The organism is Georgenia ruanii (assembly GCF_009193175.1).
Lineage (GTDB): Bacteria > Actinomycetota > Actinomycetes > Actinomycetales > Actinomycetaceae > Georgenia > Georgenia ruanii.
Window position 1 is genome coordinate 105174 of the sequence record NZ_VUKE01000004.1, and the last position, 20045, is coordinate 125218.

At 75.7% G+C, this 20045-nt stretch carries 16 protein-coding genes and 1 tRNA gene; 9 read left to right on the forward strand and 8 right to left on the reverse strand.

Features of this window, described 5'->3' with window-relative positions:
• Window positions 1–14: 14 nt before the first annotated feature.
• Genes GD880_RS06095 through GD880_RS06110 form a run of 4 tightly spaced genes read right to left on the reverse strand, consistent with a single transcriptional unit; the run spans window position 15 to window position 3935 of the window.
• Window positions 15–857 (reverse strand): glycosyltransferase family 2 protein, encoded by an 843-nt coding sequence (locus GD880_RS06095; protein ID WP_152230739.1) that lies wholly within the window; start codon window positions 855–857, stop codon window positions 15–17.
• Window positions 857–1993 carry a hypothetical protein gene (locus tag GD880_RS06100; protein WP_226909418.1) on the reverse strand — a complete coding sequence of 379 codons (1137 nt, stop codon included), beginning with the start codon at window positions 1991–1993 and terminating at the stop codon, window positions 857–859. Before GD880_RS06100 ends, GD880_RS06095 begins: the two co-directional genes overlap by 1 nt.
• Window positions 1990–3045: a glycosyltransferase family 2 protein gene (locus GD880_RS06105; RefSeq protein WP_152230740.1), complete on the reverse strand. Its 1056-nt coding sequence runs from the start codon at window positions 3043–3045 to the stop codon at window positions 1990–1992. Before GD880_RS06105 ends, GD880_RS06100 begins: the two co-directional genes overlap by 4 nt.
• Window positions 3046–3047: 2 nt before the next feature.
• Window positions 3048–3935, reverse strand: coding sequence for a glycosyltransferase family 2 protein (locus tag GD880_RS06110; RefSeq protein WP_226909419.1), 888 nt, complete (start codon window positions 3933–3935; stop codon window positions 3048–3050).
• Between the two features lie 646 nt (window positions 3936–4581).
• Between GD880_RS06110 and GD880_RS06115 the strand changes: the two genes are divergently transcribed.
• The 4 genes from GD880_RS06115 (at window position 4582) to GD880_RS06130 (ending at window position 8286) form a co-directional block, all read left to right on the forward strand.
• A complete protein-coding gene (locus GD880_RS06115; protein ID WP_152230741.1) occupies window positions 4582–5124 on the forward strand; it encodes a SurA N-terminal domain-containing protein in 543 nt (180 codons plus the stop codon).
• 168 nt (window positions 5125–5292) lie between these two features.
• A complete protein-coding gene (eno, locus tag GD880_RS06120; protein WP_152230742.1) occupies window positions 5293–6573 on the forward strand; it encodes a phosphopyruvate hydratase in 1281 nt (426 codons plus the stop codon).
• Between the two features lie 142 nt (window positions 6574–6715).
• Window positions 6716–7531: an FtsB family cell division protein gene (locus GD880_RS20280; RefSeq protein ID WP_193314388.1), complete on the forward strand. Its 816-nt coding sequence runs from the start codon at window positions 6716–6718 to the stop codon at window positions 7529–7531.
• A gap of 263 nt (window positions 7532–7794) precedes the next feature.
• Window positions 7795–8286 carry a DUF501 domain-containing protein gene (locus GD880_RS06130; protein WP_226909420.1) on the forward strand — a complete coding sequence of 164 codons (492 nt, stop codon included), beginning with the start codon at window positions 7795–7797 and terminating at the stop codon, window positions 8284–8286.
• Window positions 8287–8302: 16 nt separating this feature from the next.
• On the opposite strand, the gene GD880_RS06135 is transcribed toward GD880_RS06130, so the two are convergent.
• On the reverse strand, window positions 8303–8767 hold the full coding sequence (locus tag GD880_RS06135; protein ID WP_152230745.1) for an aminoacyl-tRNA deacylase: 465 nt from the start codon (window positions 8765–8767) through the stop codon (window positions 8303–8305).
• 119 nt (window positions 8768–8886) lie between these two features.
• On the opposite strand from GD880_RS06135, the gene GD880_RS06140 reads away from it, so the two are divergent.
• The 3 genes from GD880_RS06140 to GD880_RS06150 all read left to right on the forward strand — a co-directional run bounded on the left by GD880_RS06140 (window position 8887) and on the right by GD880_RS06150 (window position 11692).
• On the forward strand, window positions 8887–9861 hold the full coding sequence (locus GD880_RS06140; protein WP_152230746.1) for a Ppx/GppA phosphatase family protein: 975 nt from the start codon (window positions 8887–8889) through the stop codon (window positions 9859–9861).
• 70 nt (window positions 9862–9931) lie between these two features.
• A tRNA-Leu gene (locus tag GD880_RS06145) sits at window positions 9932–10005 on the forward strand.
• 163 nt (window positions 10006–10168) lie between these two features.
• Entirely contained in the window at window positions 10169–11692 is a 1524-nt protein-coding gene (locus GD880_RS06150; protein ID WP_319593248.1) for an NAD(P)/FAD-dependent oxidoreductase, read from the forward strand.
• A gap of 66 nt (window positions 11693–11758) precedes the next feature.
• Here the strand turns inward: GD880_RS06150 and GD880_RS06155 are convergent, their stop codons facing one another.
• Entirely contained in the window at window positions 11759–12760 is a 1002-nt protein-coding gene (locus GD880_RS06155) for a hypothetical protein (protein WP_152230747.1), read from the reverse strand.
• Between the two features lie 101 nt (window positions 12761–12861).
• Here GD880_RS06155 and GD880_RS06160 point away from each other — a divergent pair, with 101 nt between their 5' ends.
• The gene (locus GD880_RS06160; RefSeq protein ID WP_193314389.1) at window positions 12862–13491 is read left to right on the forward strand and encodes a TetR/AcrR family transcriptional regulator; all 630 of its coding nucleotides are present in this window, start codon (window positions 12862–12864) and stop codon (window positions 13489–13491) included.
• Here the strand turns inward: GD880_RS06160 and GD880_RS06165 are convergent.
• Both GD880_RS06165 and GD880_RS06170 read right to left on the reverse strand, forming a co-directional pair.
• Window positions 13421–16783 (reverse strand): heavy metal translocating P-type ATPase, encoded by a 3363-nt coding sequence (locus GD880_RS06165; RefSeq protein WP_152230850.1) that lies wholly within the window; start codon window positions 16781–16783, stop codon window positions 13421–13423. The genes GD880_RS06160 and GD880_RS06165 overlap by 71 nt on opposite strands.
• Window positions 16784–16851: 68 nt before the next feature.
• Window positions 16852–17064: a heavy-metal-associated domain-containing protein gene (locus GD880_RS06170; protein ID WP_152230749.1), complete on the reverse strand. Its 213-nt coding sequence runs from the start codon at window positions 17062–17064 to the stop codon at window positions 16852–16854.
• A gap of 143 nt (window positions 17065–17207) precedes the next feature.
• Here GD880_RS06170 and GD880_RS06175 point away from each other — a divergent pair, with 143 nt between their 5' ends.
• The gene (locus GD880_RS06175; protein WP_152230750.1) at window positions 17208–19922 is read left to right on the forward strand and encodes an AAA family ATPase; all 2715 of its coding nucleotides are present in this window, start codon (window positions 17208–17210) and stop codon (window positions 19920–19922) included.
• The last annotated feature ends 123 nt before the right edge of the window (window positions 19923–20045 follow it).

The window sequence follows — 20045 nt, forward strand, 5'->3', positions numbered from 1 at the left end:
CTCTCGAACGATCGTCATCGCGTGCGCAACCCGTGGGCCACACCGACGTAGTTGTACGCGGTGAATGCGGTGAAGTACGGGATCCAGCGGGGCTGGCCCCGGACGGCGCTGAGCAGGGACCCCCGGACCCCGGCGGCGAGCGGGAGGGCGAGGAGGTGCGCCGCCCGCACCCCCCGGGTCCGCACCATCCGGCCCAGCCCCGTGCCGTCCATGAGGAACTGGTCGCGCGCGAAGTCGAACGTGTCGCCGTCGAACCGGTGCTGGACGACGGTGCGTCGCGACACCCCGATCCGGCCGACCTGCCGCAACCGCCACCGCAGGTCGATGTCCTCACCGGAGCGAAAGCTGTGGTCGAAGCCGTGCGTCAGCAGGGTCTCGCGCTCCATCACGGTGGCGACGACCCCGAACCAGTTGCGGCTGCGGCCGGTGCGGTGGTGGAACGTCAGCGCCCGGCCCCAGTAGCCGGGACCCGAGGTGCTCTCGAGCCCGGCCTGCAGGGCCACGTACCCGCCGTCGACGAACTCGCGCAGGAGGGCCGCCAGCGCACCGGGCGGCAGGACGACGTCGGCGTCGACGAGCGCCACCCACCGGGTCGACGCCGCCTCCACCCCCATCATCCGCGCGGCGGGCAGCCCGCGTCCCTCGTCCGACAGCACGGTCGCCCCGTGACGGCGAGCCACGGATCTGCTGCCGTCGCGGGAGAGCCCGTCGACCACGATCACCTCTCTCGGGGCCGACGCGTCCACCGACGACAGGCAGCCCTCGAGCAGCCGTTCGGCGTTGCGCACCGGGACGACGACGGTGAGGTCCGCCGGCGAGGGGGACGCGCTCGCGGATCCGTCAAGCGCTGGCGCCATCAGCCCTCCTCCCCGAGCAGCTCGCGGACGTGCGCGACGATCGAGTCGGAGGCCTCGTCCGGGGACATCGCGGCGGGCACCTGCATGAGGTACGTGGGCACCCCGTCCAACGCGGAACGGATGACGGCGGCCTTGCGGCTGAAGTACTCGTCGAGCGGCAGCACGCTGGTCGCGCCGAGCGCGGTGACGAGGCCCTGCGAGTGGCCCGGCATCTCGATGTGGAAGTTGCCGACCATGCGCGACGCCATCCACTCCCGGCTGCGCTCCACGACGCGTGTGGCGGACCCGGCGTAACGCTCCAGGTAGACGGCGAGGGTGAGCGGGGCCGCCGTCGAGATGGTCTTTCCTGGCAGGGCCTTCTCCGGGGTGGTCATCCGGTGCTCGGGCGACCACCGCCGCGAGAAGGCGGCGGCCCGGGGGTACCGGGCGATGAAGGGGTGGACGATCGTCGTGAGGTGGCCGACCGGCCGCGAGAGCGACACGGGCACCATGGGCTTGCGGGGCCCCTCGAACAGGTGGGGGTAGATCGCGCGGTGGTGCGGCTTGATGAACATCGGCTTGGCGAAGCCGAGGAGCTGGCCCTCCTCGGACAGGAAGGCCCAGTCGTCGCCCATGAACGCGGCGCCGTCGAGCCGCATGAACTTCGCGATCGTGCTCGTCTTCCCGGTGCCGCCCGCCGCCGGCAGCGCGACGCCCCGGCCGCGGTAGTCGATGGTGGCGGCGTGGAAGGTGGCCGCCCCGCCGGCGACCATGAGCGCGTCGATCAGGGGCAGCGTGCTGGTCAGCAGCTCTCCGGGCCCGTGGAGGCGGAAGCCGGACGGCGTGCGGAGCACCTGCATCCGGGCCTCAGGGATCGTCACCGAGTGCTCGGTGTAGGTCAGGGTCGTCTCCAGGTCCGCCGCGTTCGGCACGTCCTCGAACCGCGCGCTGACGACCAGCTCCCGCGGCGCCACGGGGGCGGCGTCGGTGACGAAGCACCGGAACATGTCGCGGAGCTGCGGTGCCGTCGGGGTGCCGCCCGCGACGCGCATGGCGACCCGCCCGTGCAGGTCGAAGTGCGTCCACGCGGAGGCGGGAGCGTCCGCGGGGGACCCGGCGGTGGTGCCGGCGGCTGGTGTCTTCTCGACCACGGTCATGCTGGTTCTCCTGAGGTTGGACGACCCACGGGGCTGGTGGTTCGGCTCGTGGCTGTTTCGAGCGGCCGGAGCGGCACGCTCGGGCTGGGTGCGGTGGGGCGGGGGAACGTCAGGCGGCCGCGGAGGTAGCCGCCGGTGGCGGCCCCGAGGCCGGCGCACATGGCCGCGGCGCGGGCCAGCCGGTGGACGTCGCCGCGGCCGCGGACCCCGGACAGCTCCCGCAGCACGCCGCCGGCCAGGGTCCGCGCGACGTACGACCGCTCGGCGGCCAGCGCCTGACCCGGTCCCGCGAGGCGGGCGACGGCGGCCTTGGAGAGTCCCTCGGACCAGCACCGCGCCAGCAGGTACCGGACCGTCGCCCGGTGCGCCGGCACGAGGTGCTCCACCACGGCGGACGGATCGCTGAGGATCTTCGCCCCGGGCCAGCGCCGCCGGGCCCGGATGGCCAGCTCGGTCTCCTCGCAGCCCACGGGCAGTGCCCCGACGCGCCCCACAGCCGTGCTGAAACCGCCGACCTGCTCGAACACGCGCCGCCGGAACGACATCCCGGCGCCGATCGGGTTGCGCACCTCGGCCACCGTCGTGGGCTGACCGCGGTACGAGCAGCCCACGACCCACTCGTACTCCCGCGGGTACCAGGCCGGACGCCCCTCGGCCCAGCGTGCCTGGACCAGGCTCCCGACCCCGATCACCGCGGGATCGTCGTAGTGGCGCACCATCCGGGCGAGCCATTCGGGCTCCGCGCGGGCGTCGTCGTCGAGGAACGCGACGATCGCGCCGCTCGAGTGTGCGACGCCGGTGTTCCGGGCTCCCGAGAGGCCACGCTCGGCGCCGTTGGCGACGACCCGCACGTGGGGAAGGCCGTCGCGCGCCTGGCGCAGCAGCTCCGCGTTGTGGTCGACGACGACGACCACCTCGTCAGCCGGATGCGTCTGCCCGTGCAGCGATCGGACGGCGCGCTCGAGCAGCGGCCACCGCTCGCTGGCGTAGGCGCAGACGACGACGGAGACGGTGGGACCGGTCCGCCCCGCGTCCGCGGCGCGAGTGAGCATCCTCAGCCCGCCGTCGCAGGAAGGGCCGCGACAACACTCTCAGCGGGGCCGAGGGCCGCGATGGGCACCGGCAGGGTGCTGCGGTGCAGCAGGTCCACGACGGGCGGCGGCACGCGGCGGAGCCGCTCGCGGGTGAGCGTGCGGAACACGCGCCTGCCGTCCCGGAAGGCGTTGAGGTTGGAGGTCCCGTACCGCCGCATGAGCTCGATGCTGGGAACCTCGGCGATCCGCAGCCGCGCCTTCACCGCGTGGACGATGAGCTCCGTCTCGATCTCGAACCCGTGCGAGGTCAGGTGCAGCGCCGTCAGGACGTCCCGCCGGAAGGCGACGTAGCCGTAGCAGAGGTCGCTGAACGGCACCGTGAACAGCATGTTGACGGCGGTGACCAGGCAGCGGTTGCCCCAGTTGCGCAGGCGCGTGAGATCCTCCGAGCCGGCGCCGGGCAGGTAGCGCGAGCCCTTGACGAACTGGTACCCCGCGTCCAGGGCCCCGACGAACAGGTCGATCTCCCCGGGGTCCATGCTGCCGTCGGCGTCCATCATCACGATGTAGTCCCCACGGGCGGCGTCGAACCCCGTGCGCAGGGCCATGCCCTTCCCTCTGCCGCGCTGCTGCACCACGTGGATGTCCGGGCGGCACTGGCGCGCCACCGCGATGGTGTTGTCCGTGGAGTAGCCGTCGACCAGGATCACCTCCTCGACCGAGGCGGGCACGCGCTCCAGGACCCACGGCAGGTTCCGCGCCTCGTTGAGGGCGGGGATGATGAGGCTGACGTGCGGCGTCACCTCCGCCCACACCTCCAGCGCCGTGTCGTGGTCATGGGACTCGGGCAGCGATCCCGCGGGCGAGATCGGATAGTGGTCGGTCCGGATGTCGGGCGTCGTGGTCACCGGGTACCCCCTGCATGTCGCTTCTTGCGTGGAGCGTTGATGCGCCGTGCCGTGGTGGACGGCGTTCGACCGTGTGTCGCGTGTGCGTCGCCGCGGACGCGGACGTCAGGCGGCCTGCCGGGCCAACCGGGGAGCCGTCGTCGGCTGTGGGTGACCTGGAGGTTCCTGAACTCGAAGTGAACGGGAGTCAATCAGCGGGTGTGGTGGACTGGGACCGGAGCATCGGATGATTCGACGGGCGATCGTCGCTCGTCGCCCTTGGGGTGAGGCTGGGTGAACGTTCGGCGCGAGGGTGAGTCGGCGCGCGAATCCCCAATATGCCGCCGAATGAGGGCCGGAATTGCGGTGTCCGAGGAGTCGGGAATCCGGTGAGATGGGCCAGGAAAACAGCGATCCGGACGAGTCCGGAAATAAGCCGGGTGACATGGTCCTGGGCCGGTACGCCTGCGCCGGTGCTCCTGCGCTGGCGGCAGGCTCCACCCGGGCTTCGGCGTGTGGCGAGCAGCCGGTCGACGGACAGCACCACAGGTGCCGCGAGCCGGCGGGACGGCGAGCCGGTCGGCCTCCCTCGTACCTGCCCCTACGATGAGGGCGGTTCACCAGCACGGGGCACGGACGCCCCGGACGACATAGCGGAGGTTTCCCGGTGGTGCGTCGCAAGCAACTCCTCAGTGCCCTCGCTGTGGCCGTCGCGGTCGGCGTCGCCGGCTGCTCGGCCCAGCCGGGCACGGCCGCGGTGGTCAACGGCACCCGCATCACCCAGGACCAGCTCGACGACGCGACGCTGGAGTACGTCGACCTCACCGGCCAGCCGGCCGAGCCGACCGTCGTCCTCAACACCCTCATCGCGGCCGACGTCTTCCCCGCCATCGCCGCCAAGCACGGCCTGGCCCTGTCGGACCAGCAGGTGGAACAGCGCTTCGAGGACCTGGCGCAGCAGCAGGGCGTCAAGGTGCCGGACGGCGGCTTCTCCCCGGCGTTCATCGGCCTGGGCCACTACCTCTTCGCGGCCGCGGCCGCGCAGCAGAGCCCCGACGCCCAGGCGGTCTCCGAGGAGTTCTCCGCGGCGATGGCCGACGCCCGGATCGAGGTCAACCCCCGCTACGGCGAGGCGAGCAAGGAGGGCGCGATCCAGCCGATCCAGCACCCCTGGATCGCCCAGACGCCCGAGGCGGCGCCGCAGGGCTGAGGCCGGCGCCGCGCCCCGCGCCGCGGGTCGTCGGTCCGCCGTCGGCCGTGGCCAGGGTCACGTCCCCGGCGGCCGCGCGCCGGACGAATGGTCCCTCGCTGACCCGGAATGCCCGTACTACCGTGGGCGGGTACGCCGAGACCCCATCACCCGAATGAAGGAGTACCTGTGGCCAGCATCGAGGCCGTTGGCGCCCGCGAGATCCTCGACTCGCGCGGCAACCCCACCGTCGAGGTCGAGGTCGCGCTCGAAGACGGCACCGTCGCGCGTGCGGCCGTGCCCTCCGGCGCGTCGACCGGCGCGTTCGAGGCCCTCGAGCGGCGGGACGGCGACACGTCCCGGTACGGCGGCAAGGGCGTGCAGAACGCCGTGGACGCGGTCATCGACACCATCGCCCCGGAGATCCTCGGGATCGACGCCACCGAGCAGCGCATCATCGACCAGACGCTGATCGACCTCGACGGCTCGGCCAACAAGGGCAAGCTCGGCGCCAACGCCATCCTCGGCGTCTCCCTCGCCGTCGCCAAGGGGGCCGCCGAGTCGGCCGGCCTGCCCCTGTTCCGCTACGTCGGCGGCCCCAACGCCCACCTGCTGCCGGTGCCGATGATGAACATCCTCAACGGCGGCTCCCACGCGGACTCCAACGTCGACATCCAGGAGTTCATGGTCGCCCCGCTCGGCGCGCCCACCTTCAAGGAGGCGCTGCGCTGGGGCGCGGAGACCTACCACTCGCTCAAGTCCGTGCTCAAGGAGCGCGGCCTGGCCACCGGCCTGGGCGACGAGGGCGGCTTCGCCCCCAACCTGGCCTCCAACCGCGAGGCGCTGGACCTGATCCTCGTGGCCATCGAGAAGGCCGGCTACAAGCCGGGCGAGGACATCGCCCTGGCCCTGGACGTGGCCTCCACCGAGTTCTTCTCCGACGGCGCCTACCAGTTCGAGGGCAAGGCGCACACCGGCGAGGAGATGACCGCCTACTACGAGCAGCTCATCGCCGACTACCCGCTCGTCTCCATCGAGGACCCGCTGAGCGAGGACGAGTGGGCCGACTGGACCCACCTCGTCGCCGCCGTCGGCGACCGCGTGCAGATCGTCGGCGACGACCTGTTCGTCACCAACCCCGAGCGCCTGGCCAAGGGCATCGAGATGCGCGCCGCGAACTCCCTGCTGGTCAAGCTCAACCAGATCGGCTCGCTGACCGAGACGCTCGACGCGGTCACCCTCGCCCAGCGCAACGGCTTCACCGCGATGGTCTCCCACCGCTCCGGCGAAACCGAGGACACCACCATCGCCGACCTGTCCGTCGCCACCAACGCCGGCCAGATCAAGACCGGCGCCCCGGCCCGCGGCGAGCGCATCAACAAGTACAACCAGCTGCTGCGCATCGAGGAGGAGCTGGACGACGCGGCGGTCTACGCCGGCCGCACGGCCTTCCCGCGCGCCGCGAAGTAACCACCGGACGGTCCGGCGCCGCCGCGCCGACCCTCCTCGACGAGGACCGCGGGCTCTTCGCCCGCGGTCCTCGTCCGTGCCCGGGCGACTCACGCGCCGCGGATCCCGGCGGATGCCCGTCGCATGGGAGACGATGACCGTCATGACCGCCCGCCGTCCGACCGCGCCCCGCACGGGGCAGTCCGACGCGCGCGCCGGGTCCGGGCGACAGACCGGCGGGAGGACGACGGCGAGCGCCGGCTCTGCGGGACGGCCGGCCCCGGACCCGGCCACCTCGGCGAAGGGCGGGCGCCCGGCGGGCCCGGGCCGAGCCCGCCCGGCCGGCTCGCGGCCGGCGGGGGCGCCCCGCACCGCGACGCGCGGCGCGGGCCCGGCGGGCCCGTCCGGGCGGTCCGCCCGCAAGGGCCCGGCCGCCCAGGCCGCCCGCAGCACCGCGGCCGCCCCGCGCGGCTCGGGCAAGGGCCGCACGCGTCGGGCGGTGACCTTCGGGGACGACGGCGCGCCGAGCCCGACCATCACGCTGCGTGCCCTGGGCATCTTCCTCGTCTGCCTCGTCGCCTTCGCGGTGCTCGCGCCCACGCTTCGTTTCGCCGTCGCTCAGCAGGAGCAGCTGCGCGCGCTCAACACCCGGGTCTCGGACGCGACCGCGCGCAACGCCGAGCTGGAGAAGCAGCTCGCGCTGTGGCAGGACGAGCAGTACGTCCAGGCCCAGGCGCGCGACCGGCTCGGATACGTCATGCCCGGCGAGACGCCCTACGTCGTGGTCGACCCCGAGAGGGTCACCGGCGGTCAGAGCAAGGCCGATGCGGAGGCCGAGCACCGCGAGGAGGCGCGCGTGGCCGCCACCCCCTGGTACCTGCACATGTGGGACTCGGTGCAGGTGGCGGGGGAGTCGGTCACCGGGGAGGACGCCGACCCCTCCGGCCTGGTCGCCCCCGAGCCGACGCCGTCCCCCTGACGTCCGCAGGAGCGCGCGGCACGCGCCGCCGGCTTCTGCCGAGCAGCCGGGTCCGGTGCGAGGCCTGGCGCACGGCATCTTCCCGGCGGGCGCCGGCCAGGCTGACCATCGCCGGTGCCCGGGACGCCCGGCGGATGACCTATCGTGCCGTGAGGCCCGAGGCGTGGGACCCGCCCCGGTCGCCCGCCCCCGGCACCGCACACCAACCAGCGGCTGCGCGCACACCCCGCGCCCCGTCGCGACCGACCGACAGAGGAGAAGGCGTGGACACGACCGTCACCGAGCGCGACCTCGAGGTGCTCGGCGAGCAGCTCGGCCGGGTGCCGCGCGGCGTGGTCGCCGTCGCCGCCCGCTGCGTGTGCGGGCGCCCGACGGTGGTGCGCACCGCGCCGCGGCTCGACGACGGCACCCCCTTCCCGACGTCGTACTACCTCACCTGCCCGCCGGCCGTGAAGGCGGTCAGCCGCCTCGAGGCCGAGCAGGTCATGGTGGGCATGAACGAGCGCCTGGCGACCGACCCCGACGTCGCCGCGGCCTACCGCCGCGCCCACGAGGACTACCTCGCGCGGCGGGCGGAGCTGGGGGAGGTGCCCGAGATCGCCGGGGTCTCCGCCGGCGGCATGCCCACCCGGGTCAAGTGCCTGCACGCGCTGCTCGGCCACACGCTGGCCGTCGGGGAGGGCGTCAACCCCTTCGGCGACGAGACCCTGCGCCTGCTCGAGGGCAGCTGGAGCCCGCACCGCTGCTCGTGCTGAGCCCGGGCGCCCGCGCTCACCCCTCCGGCTCGGTGACGTCCGCCACCTGCGCACCCAGCGCGCGCACGAGGGCGTCCGCCTGGACCGTCGCGGCCACCCCGTGGGCCCCGGCGCCGATGGACACGGTGCCGGTCACGGCGGCGTCGGCGATGACCGGCCACGCCGTCGACGCCCCGAAGGGCGTGATGGTCCCGCGCTCGTAGCCGGTGACCTCCTTGGCGGTGCCGGCGTCGGGCATGGAGAGACGGCTGACGCCGAGCAGCGCGCGCAGCTTGGGCCAGGCGATCGTCCGTCCGCCGGGCACGAGCACGAACAGGTAGTCGCCCTCCCCGCGCCGCACCACGATCGTCTTGACGATCGCCGAGGGGGCGACGCCGCGGGCGGCCGCGGCCTCGGCCAGCGACCCCATCCGGCCGTGCCGGGTGACCTCGAAGGCGATGCCGGACCGCTCCAGCGCCGCCTGGGCGCTCTCCTCGCTCATGCCGGCCACCCTAAGGGGGCCCGGCGCGCGAGCGCTCCGGCCCGGACGGGCGGACCCGCCCGGCGGGGCCGCCGCGGCGCCGACCGGCCGCTGTCGGAGGGCCGTGGCAGGGTTGTCCCGTGACTCGGGTAGCTGCCATCGACTGTGGGACCAACTCCATCCGCCTGCTCATCGCCGACGTCGGCACCGGGCCGGTGGCCCGGCTCACCGACGTGGTGCGTCGCATGGAGATCGTCCGGCTCGGTCAGGGCGTGGACCGCACCGGCCGCCTGGACCCCGCGGCGCTGGCCCGCACCCTCGACGCCGCCCGCGACTACGCCGCGCTGTGCCGGGAGCACGACGTCGAGGCGGTGCGCTTCGTGGCCACCTCGGCCACCCGCGACGCGGAGAACCGCCAGGACTTCGTCGAGGGCGTGCGCGACGCCCTCGGTGTCGAGCCCGAGGTGGTCTCCGGCGAGGAGGAGGCCGCGCTGAGCTTCCGGGGCGCCGCCAGCGTCCTCGACCCGCAGGCCCACCCCGGCCCCCACCTGGTCGTCGACATCGGCGGCGGCTCCACCGAGCTGGTGCTCGGCGACCGCGAGCCGGAGGCGGCGTACTCCATGGACATCGGCTGCGTGCGCCTGACCGAGCGGCACCTGCACGACGACCCGCCCACCGCCGCGCAGGAGGAGGCCGCTCGCGCCGACGTCCGCGCGATGCTCGAGGCCGCCGGCGCCGTCGTCCCGCTGGGTCGGGCCCGCACCCTGGTCGGCCTGGCCGGCTCCGTCACCACCGTCACCGCCCACGCGCTGGGCCTGCCCGCCTACGACCCCGCGGCGATCGACGGCGCGGCACTGTCGCTGGCGGACGCGCTCGGCTCGTGCCGGGCGCTGGTGCACGCCACCCGCCAGGAGCGCGCGGCGATGGGCTTCATGCACCCGGGCCGGGTCGACGTCATCGGCGCGGGCGCGCTGGTGTGGTCGGAGGTCATCACCCGCGTGGCCCATGAGGTCGCCGCCCAGGGCGGCGCGCTGACCACGGTCGTCACGAGCGAGCACGACATCCTCGACGGCATCGCGCTGTCCATCGGCGCCGGCGCCACCACCGGCGCCTGACCTCTCCGGCGCCCCGCGTACGGCAGGATGGGCGAGCGCGCCGCGCCGGCCGCCCGTCCGCACCGGCCGGGCCCCCATAGCCCAACTGGCAGAGGCAGCCGGCTTAAACCCGGCCGAGTGCGGGTTCGAATCCCGCTGGGGGCACCCTGGGGGTGTCGCCCGACATCGCTGAGGTCACGGCGGTCGGCGCAACCCGGGGCGTGATCGCATAGCACGTTCTGACGCCTTGTCAGCACGTGGTGCGTCTCACGGGCAAATCACCCGGTCTCGCGTGGAGGGCCGCGGGGACGGCTCCTACCATGGCCGTATGGCTTCCTTCCTGCGCTCTCTCGCCGCCACCACGTCCGTGGCCGCGCTCGCCGGTGCCGGCGTCTACGCCGCGAAGACGATGGCGGCCCGCTCCGAGGAGAGCGTCCGGCCCGTCATCCACGGCGGCCGCACGCCGCGCATTCTCATCGCCGGCGGTGGGTACATCGGCCTGTACACCGCGACCACGCTGCGCAAGCAGCTGGGGCGCGCGGACGCGGAGATCGCCGTCGTCGACCCGCGGCCGTACATGACCTACCAGCCGTTCCTGCCGGAGGCCGCCGCCGGCTCGATCGAGCCGCGCCACGTCGTCACCTCGCTGCGCCGTGAGCTCGAGGGCACCACGGTCCTCACCGGCAACATCACCGAGATCCGCCACGCCGAGCGCAAGGCCGTCATCAAGCCGCTCACCGACGACCCCGCCTACGAGGTCACCTACGACCACCTCGTCGTCGGCCTCGGCTCGGTCGCCCGCGTGCTGCCGATCCCCGGCCTGGCCGAGATGGGCATCGGCTTCAAGCACATCGAGGAGGCCACGGCGCTGCGCAACCGCGTGCTCAACCAGCTCGCCATGGCCGCGTCGACGTGGGACGCCGACGAGCGCAAGCGCATGCTCACCTTCGTCTTCGTCGGCGGCGGCTTCGCCGGCATCGAGGCCATCGGCGAGGTCGAGGACATGGCCCGCGCGGCCACCAAGGAGTACGACTCCATCGAGCCGGAGGACCTCCGGTTCGTCGTCGTCGAGGGCGCCGGGCGCATCCTGCCCGAGCTGGGCGAGGAGCTCGGCGGCTACGCCCTCGAGCAGCTGCGCGAGCGCGGCGTGGAGATCCACCTCAACACCTTCCTTAACTCCTGCGTGGACGGGCACATCGAGCTGTCCACCGGCGAGAAGTTCGAGGCCGACACCGTCGTGTGGACCGCCGGCGTCAAGCCGCACCCGGTCCTGGCCCAGACCGACCTGCCGCTGGACAAGGCCGGCCGCGTCCGCGTGAACGCCACCCTGCAGGTGACCAACGAGGACGGCACCGTGGTCGAGGATGCCTGGGCCGCCGGCGACTGCGCCGCCGTCCCGGATCTGACCCAGGGGCCCGGCGCCACCTGCGGCCCGACCGCCCAGCACGCGGTGCGGCAGGGCAAGCACCTCGGCGAGAACGTCGTCCGGGTCCTGCGCGGCGAGCAGCCGACGGACTACGTGCACGAGAACGTGGGCACGGTCGCCTCCCTCGGGCTGTACAAGGGCGTGGCGCAGATCAAGGGCTACAAGTTCCGCGGCCCGCTGGCCTGGTTCATGCACCGCAGCTACCACGTCATGGCCATGCCGTCCTTCGAGCGCAAGGTCCGCATCCTCGCGGACTGGACCCAGGCGCTGGTCTTCCGCCGCGAGCTGGTCTCGCTCAGCGCCCTCTCCCGGCCGCGCGCCGCCTGGGAGGAGGCCGTGGCGTCCGGCAAGAAGCCGACGCCGGCCCCCGCCGCCGCCAAGACGCCGGCCGTGGCGGGCGGCAAGCAGCCCTCGGGCAAGCAGTAACCCCCCCGCACAGCGCATGCGCGATGGCGCCGGACCCCAGGTCCGGCGCCATCGCGGGTCTGCCGGTCACCGACCTCCGGCGGTGCTCGGCTCCGGGGCCGGCGTCGCCGCCGGAACATCCGCCCGGCGACGACGGACCGGCAGCACCATCAGCGCCAGGCCGAGAACCGACCACGCCGCCAGCACGAGGAGCGGGGCGGTGGCACCGGCGCCGTCGAAGTAGGCGGTGGAGCGCAGGGCGGTGGCGGCCGCGCCCGGCGGGAGCAGCTGGCCCAGCGCTCCCCAGCCGGTGGGCAGCAGCACCGGCGCGCTGGTCAGCCCCGACAACGAGTTCCCGAGCAGCAGCACGGTCGCGCCGCCGAGGGCCATCGCCGGGAGTCCGGCCAGACGCTCGAGGCCGAGCAGCGCCGCAGCGGTCGCGGTGATCGCGAGCGCGACGACGGCGACGTTCGCCCAGAAGGCGCCTGACACCACCCCGAGCCACTGCAGGATGGCCACCATCGCGATCCCCCCGACCGCGCCGGCGCCGAGCACGCCCCCGACGCGCCGGGTCGGTTCAGGGACCCGCAGGCGCAGGGCGGAGGCGGTGGCGATGCCCCCGAGCACGAGCGGTAGCGCCCCGGCCGCGAGGCCGACGCCGCGCGGGTCGTCGTCGGGCAGCGGCGCGACGTCGGTCACCTGGACGGGTCGTTGCTGGGCCTCGCCCAGCCGCTCCGCGACGTCGGTGAGGAGCTGGGCGACGGCGGGGCCGGCGGCCGAGGCGACGAGGACCTCGGCGCCCTGCGGGCCGGCGACCAGCCCGCCGTAGACGTGGCGCCCCTCGACCAGGTCGACCGCCGCGGCGCGGTCGTCGGCGGCGGTGACGGCGAAGGCGCCAGGCGCGACGCCGTCGAGCGTCCGGGTGAGCTCGGCGGCGACCGGCGCCGGCGCCGAGAGCGCGACGGGCACGGCGCGCGGGGCGACGTTGACCGCCGGCCACGCGAACGTGAGCAGCGCCACGGAGACCAGCGTGCCCAGCCCGAGCACCAGCGCGAGGACGTGACCCCAGGGGGTCTTGGACGTGTGCATCGATGCCTCCTCATAAAAACGAACGTTCTTTCGGTTTTGGACTCAGCGTGGCGGTCGGGTGCCGCGCTGTCAAGAACGAATATTCGTTTTACGATGGGGTCATGCCTCGCGTCACCGCTGAGCACCGCGCCACGCGCCGGGAGCAGATCCTTCAGGCGGCCTTCCGCTGCGTCGCGCGCAGCGGCTTCCAGGGGATGACGATGGCCGACGTCATCGGCGAGTCCGGCCTGTCCGCAGGCGCTGTCTACGGGTACTTCCGCGGCAAGCGCGAGCTGCTGCTCGCCATCGCCGACCGGGCCATCGGCTCCATCGACGAGGTCTTTCACGGACTGCTGGGCGACGGTGCGGCGCCGCACCCCGCCGACGTCCTGCGCGCGGCGCTCGAGGCCCTCATGGCCGTGGGCGACGACGACGTCGACCTCACCGTCGTGACCGTGCAGGCCTGGGCGGAGGCCGTGCGGGGCGGGGAGGTCCGCGAGCTGCTGCGCCCCCGCGTCGCCCGCCTGCGCGAGCAGTGGGCGGAGGTGATGCGGCGTCACCAGGCCGCCGGCCACCTCGCCGCCGACGCCGACCCGGAGGAGGCGGCCCAGGCGATGGTCGGCCTCGTTCCCGGCTTCATCCTGCAGCGGCTCATGCTGGGGGACCTCACGGTCGAGAGCTTCACCCGGGGCGTCCGGCAGCTGCTGGACGCACCGCGTCGGGAAGCCGTGCCCACTCCGCCCGGAGCGTGAACGGCGCGGTGACCACCGTGCCGTCCCCGATCCGGAACTGCGCCCACAGGCGGTACACCCCAGGCCGGTCGAACCTCACGTGCAGGTCCAGCTCGGGCCCGAACCGGGTGGCCGGGACGGCGAGCACCGGCCGGCCGCGGCCGTCCTCGGTCTCGGCGTGGCGGTGCCCGAAGGTGGACCCGTCCGCGGCCATGACCACGACGTGCCCGGCCGCCCCCAGGTAGGGCTGCAGGTCGGTCACGGGCCGCCCGGTGGCGGGGTCGGTGAGACGGAACGCCAGGTCGCTGCGCCCGCCGGCGTGGGCCTCGCCGTCGAGGCGCACCCGCACCCCGCCGACCACGTGCTCGCGGACCTCGTCGGCGGGCAGCGGCGCGGCGGGAGCCGCACCCGGCACGGTGAGCTCGCGGGCGTCGAGGACGTCGGCCATCTGCCCCTGCCGGCGGAACTCGGTGTGCAGGGCGTACCGGCCGCCGGTGGGCAGCTCGGCGGTCACCGCGAACACGCCGGGGGTGCCGGTGGGCTCGGGGTGGATGTGGGCGAAGGTGCCCAGGTCGGAGCGGGTGAGGATCATGTGCATCCACACCTGGTGGGTGCGCACCACGTCCGTGACCAGCGCTCCGGTGGCCGCGTCGCGCACCGAGACGGTCAGTGTCGCCGGGCGGCCCGGTGCCAGGTCGGCGGGCACGTCCACGTCCACCCGCATGCCCGCGTCGTGCGGGCTCAGCGGCGCCACCTCGGCCTCCTCCATGACGCTCATCGCCGGGCGCATCGGCATGCCCATCCCCGCCTGCCACGCCAGCAGCCCGTTCATGCCGCGCTCGGCGGCGTCGGTGCGGCTGGCCGCCGTGAAGCCGACGCCGAGGGCGAGCGCGACCACCGCCACCCCGGCCAGGTAGGCGCCCTGGCGCAGCCGGGCGAGCAGCGGCGGGCGGAGCAGCTCCGCGGCGGTGGCCGGCGGGCGGAAGCGGCGCAGCCGCAGCGCGTTGGTCACCACGCTCACCGAGCTCGTCGCCATCGCGGCGCTGGCCAGGACCGGGTCGAGCAGCAGGCCCTCCCAGGCGTACAGCGCCCCGGCGGCGACGGGGATGAGCAGGACGTTGTAGGCGAAGGCCCACACGAGCCCCTGCCGGATGGTCGCGACGGTGCGCCGCGACAGCGCCAGGGCGGCGACCAGGCCGCCGAGGTCGCCGCCGACCAGGGTGAGATCGGAGGCGGCCCTGGCCACGTCGGTGCCGGTGCCGATGGCGACGCCGAGGTCGGCCTGGGCGAGGGCGGGGGCGTCGTTGATGCCGTCGCCGACCATGGCGACGACGTGCCCGGCCCGTTGCAGCTCGGCGACGGCGTCGGCCTTGCCGGCCGGCAGCACCTCCGCCCGCACGTGCGCGATGCCGACCTCGGCGGCCACCGCGCGGGCGGTGGCGGCGTGGTCGCCGGTGAGCATCCAGACCTCCAGGCCGAGGGCGCGGAGCCGGGCGACGGCGTCGGCCGCGCCGGGGCGGACCGTGTCGCGCACGGCGGCGAGGCCGGCGGCCCGCCCGTCGACGGCGGCGAACAGCGGCGTCGCCCCGGCCGCGGCGGCGGCCCGGGCGGCCGGCTCGAGGGCCGTCGCGTCGATCCCTTCGGCGTCCAGCAGGGCCCGGTTGCCCACGACGACCCGCCGCCCGCCGACCTCGGCGGTGACGCCGTGGCCGGGCACGGCCTCGAAGGAGCCGGCGGGCCGCAGGGCGAGCCCGCGCTCGCGCGCGGCGGCCACCAGCGCCGCGCCGGTCGGGTGCTCGCTGGGCACCTCGGCCGCGGCCAGCACGGCGAGCAGCTCCGCGCCGTCCCAGCCGTCCACCGGGTGCAGGTCCACCAGGGCCGGGCGGCCGCGGGTGAGCGTGCCGGTCTTGTCGAGGACGACGGCGCTGACCCGGCGGGCGGTCTCCAGCGCCTGGCCGTCGCCGACGAGGATGCCCAGCTCGGCCGCCTTGCCGGTGCCGACCATGACGGCGGTGGGGGTGGCCAGGCCCAGGGCGCACGGGCAGGCGATGATGAGCACCGCCACGGTGGCGGTGATGGCCAGGACCAGCCGGTCCTCGGCCGGTCCCCAGGTCAGCCACGCGGCGAAGGTGACCGCGGCGGCGAGGAGCACGGCGGGCACGAACCACGCCGCCACCTTGTCCACGAGCTGCTGCATCGGGGGCTTGGTGCCCTGGGCGTCCTCGACGAGCCGGATGATCTGGGCGAGGGTGCCGTCGGAGCCGACGGCGTCCGCGCGCACCAGCAGCGTGCCGGTGCGGTTGACCGTCGCGCCGATGACCGCGTCGCCCGTGGTCTTCTCCACCGGGACGCTCTCGCCGGTGAGCATGGACTCGTCCACGGCGGAGGCCCCGTCGGTGACGACGCCGTCCACGGGCACCTGCTCGCCCGGGCGCACCCGCACGACGTCGCCGACCCGGACGTCCTCGAGCGGGACGTCGCGCTCCGCGCCGTCGCGCACGACGCGCGCGGTGCGCGGGGCGAGCCTGGCCAGCGCCCGCAGCGAGGCGGCGGTGCGCTTCTTGGCGCGCAGCTCGAGCCAACGGCCGAGCAGCACGAGCGCGACGACCACCAGGGCGGTCTCGAAGTACACGTGCAGCGGCAGGCCCCACCGCTCGGCGGGGCCCGGCCACAGGGTCACGAGGGCGCTGTACCCGTAGGCCACCCCGGTGCCGAGCGCGACCAGGGTGTTCATGCTCGTGGCGCGGTGGCGGGCCGCGGTCCACGCGGCGCGGTAGATGTCCGCCCCGGCCCACAGCTGCACGACGGTGGCGACGACGAGGAGCAGCGGCATGAGCCAGTCCATCGTGTCGAGGTGGATCGGCACGTACATCACGGCCATGAGGCCGAGGCCGACGGCGAGGGCCACCGTCCAGCGCCGGCCCAGGCGGGCGATCTCGGCGTCGCGGCGGGCATCGAGGGCGTCGGCCTCCGGGTCCTGCCCCCGGGGGTCGGGGGCGGCGGCGCCACCGGTGCCGGCTGCGGCGTCCGCGCGGGTGCCGTCGCCGTCGGGGCGCGGGGCGGGCCGGGGCGCGGCGGTGTAGCCGGCCCGGGTCACCGCGGCCGTCATGGTCGCGACGTCGGCGACGGCGGGGTCGTAGCTCACCGTCGCGGTCTCGGTGGCGAGGTTGACCGTCGCCGCGACCACCCCGTCCACCCGGCCGAGGGCCTTCTGGACCCGGCCGACGCACGAGGCGCAGGTCATGCCGCCGATGTCGAACGTGCGCTCAACGGCTGCGGTGGTGGCGGCCGGGCCGGGCGCCGGCGCCGACATGGTCGTGCTGGCCGGGGCGGGCGAGGCGGTCGCGGTCACGGCGGGGCTCCTCTCACAGGGCGGGGCGCTCAGTGGCAGAGCTGGTAGCCGGCCTCGTCGATCGCGGCGGCCATCTCCTCGGTGAGCAGGGCGCGGTTGCTGCGGACGGTGACCCGCCCGGTGGCGAGGTCGACGGCGACGTCGGCGACGCCGGCGAGGGCGCCGACCTCCCGGGCGACGGCGCGGGCACAGTGCTCGCAGGTCATCCCGGTGACCTGGTACTCGGCGGTGGTCTGAGACATGTCGGGCTCCTTCGTGCGACGGGCCGACCGGGTCGGTCGGGCGGGTGGGGCACGACGATCGTCCCGGGCCGGCGACGCGGCTCGCGCCGGTGAAATCACCGGGGTGGCCACCGGGTCGCCGCCGGGGCGCTACTCTCCGGCCCGTGAGAGTGCAGGGACGCGCGCGGGAGCAGGCCGCGATCGACGAGGTGGTCCGGGCCGCGCGCGAGGGCCGCGGCGGCGCGCTGGTGGTGCGCGGCGAGCCGGGGGCCGGCAAGTCGGTGCTGCTCGCCGACGCCGCGGCGCGCGCCACGGGCGTGCAGGTGCTGCGCACCCAGGGCATCGAGTCCGAGGCGCCGCTGCCGTTCGCGGCCCTGGAGCGGCTGCTGCGCCCCGTCCTCGACCGGGCCGACCGGCTCGCCGCCCCGCAGGCCCGCGCCCTGGGGGTGGTGCTGGGGGAGGAGCACGGCGAGGTCGACCGGTTCCTCGTGTTCCTCGCCGCGCTCAACCTGCTCGCCGAGGCCGCCGCGGCCGAACCCGTCCTCGCCGTCGTCGACGACGCCCACTGGCTCGACGACGCCTCCGCCGCGGCCCTGCTCTTCGTCGCCCGCCGGCTCCAGCGCGAGCGCGTCGCGGTGCTCTTCGGCGCCCGGGAGGGCGACGTGCGCTCCTTCGACGGCGGCGGGCTGCCCGAGCTCGTCGTCGCCGGGCTCGACGACGACGGCGTCGCCGCGCTCCTGGCCGCCCAGGCCGGGGCGCCGGTCGCCGCCGGCGTCGCGGCCCGGCTGCGCGCCAGCACCGGGGGCAACCCGCTCGCCCTCGTCGAGCTGCCCGAGGTCCTCAGCTCCGACCAGCTCGCCGGGCGCGCCCCGCTGCCGGCGCGGCTGCCGGTGACCGGCGGGGTCGAGCGGGTCTTCCTCGACCGGACCCGGCGCCTGTCCGCCGACGCCCAGCGGCTGCTGCTGGTGGCGGCCGCGGACGACTCGACCCGGGTCGGCACCGTCCAGCAGGCCGCCCGCGCCCTCGGCGTCGGCCCCACCGCCCTGGACGAGGCCGAGCGGTCCGGGCTGGTCCGGGTGGCCGGCACCCAGTTGGAGCTGCGCCACCCGCTGGTGCGCTCCGCCGTCTACGACGCCGCCACCAGCCAGGAGCGGCGCGCGGCCCACCGGGCGCTCGCGGACGCGCTGGGCGAGGCGGACGCCGACCGCCGGGCCTGGCACCGCGCCGCGGGCACGGTCGAGCCCGACGAGGCCGTGGTCGCCGAGCTGGAACAGGCCGCCGAGCGGGCCCGGCGCCGCGGCGGGCACGAGGCGGCCGCCGCCGCCTACGAGCGCGCCGCCGAGCTCACCGCCGCCCCGGCGGCCCGCGCCCGGCGGCTCTTCGGCGCCGCGACGTCGGCCTGGCTCGCCGGGGACCCGGCCCGGGCCCGGGCCCTGGCCGACGCCGCGAGCACCACCGCCGCCGACCCCCTGCTGCGCGCGGACCTCGCCCGGCTGCGCGCCCGGGTGGAGTGGAACACCGGGTCCGTCGCCCGCGCGCACCGCATGGTCCTGACCGCGGCCCACGAGGTGGCGCCCGCCGATCCCCGGCGGGCCCGCGAGCTCGCCCTCTTCGCCGCCGCGCTGGCCGGCGCCGGCGCGGACGTCGACGGCGTCGAGGCGGCCGCCGCCGCCCCGGCGCCCGGGCCGGCGGACCCCGCGCGGGACCGGTGGCTCGCCGAGCTCACCGCAGGCCTCGACCACGCGGCCGCCGGCCGCTGGGCCCCGGCGGCCGGGGTCCTGCGGCCGCTGTTCGCCGCGGCCCGGATCGCCGACGGGGACGACGAGGACCTGCTGCCCAACCTCGCGGTGGCCGCCATGCACCTCGGCGACGACGAGGCCGGCGCCGACTACCACGGCCGGATGCTCGCCCGCGCCCGGGACTCCGGCGCGATGGTCCTGGTCCTGTACGCCCTCACCCGCCTGGCCGCCGGCGACGTCGTCGCCGGGCAGTGGGCCGCCGTCGAGGCCCGCGCCAGCGAGGCCCTGGCGCTGGGGGAGGAGACCCGGCAGCCGGTGCTCGCCGCCATGCCGCGGGCGACCCTGCTGCTGCTGGCCGCGCTGCGCGGCGACGAGACCGCCTACGACGCGCTGCTCCCCGCGGTGGAGCCGGCGCTGGCGGAGGAGCCGGTGGGCACGCTGGGCGGCATGCTGCGCGACGTGGTCCGCTGGGCGCGGGGGCTGCGCGCCGCGGACCCGGTGGCCGCCCACCGCCACCTCGCCGCGATGAGCTACGGCCCGCTGGTCCGCTCCGCGGCGGTGGACCGGGTCGAGGCGGCGCTGCGGGCCGGCGAGGCCGCCGTGGCCGAGGCGTGCGCGGCGGACCTCGCCGGGTTCGCGGCGGCCACCGGCCAGGCGTGGGCGGCGGCGGCCGCCGAGCACGCCCGGGCCCTGCTCGCCGAGGGAGCCGACGCCGAGCGCCACTTCCGCGCCGCGCTGGCCCACCACGAGCGCTCCCCGCGGCTGGTCGCCCGCGCCCGCACCCAGCTGGCCTACGGCGAGCACCTGCGCCGGGTGCGCCGCCGGGTCGACGCCCGCGAGCAGCTGCGCGCCGCCCTGGCCACCTTCGAGGAGGTCCAGGCCCGGCCGTGGGCGGAGCGGGCCGCGCAGGAGCTGCGCGCCTCGGGCGAGACCGCCCGCCGCCGCGACGAGCCCGCCGACGCCTCGCTCACGCCGCAGGAGCTGCAGGTGGTGGGGCTGGTGCGTCAGGGCCTGTCGAACCGGGAGGTCGCGGCGCAGCTGTTCCTCAGCCCCCGGACCATCGACTTCCACCTGCGCAACGTGTTCGCCAAGACCGGCGTCACCTCGCGCACCCAGCTCGTCCAGCTGGCGCTCGCCTGACGGCGGGCGGCGGTCGCGCCGGCGCCCGCGTCCGGCGGTGGCGACCATCGGGGCGACAACCCGGCGGTTTCACCGGCGCGACACCGGCGGCGCGGTCCCTAGCGTGAGGGCTCCCCACCGAGA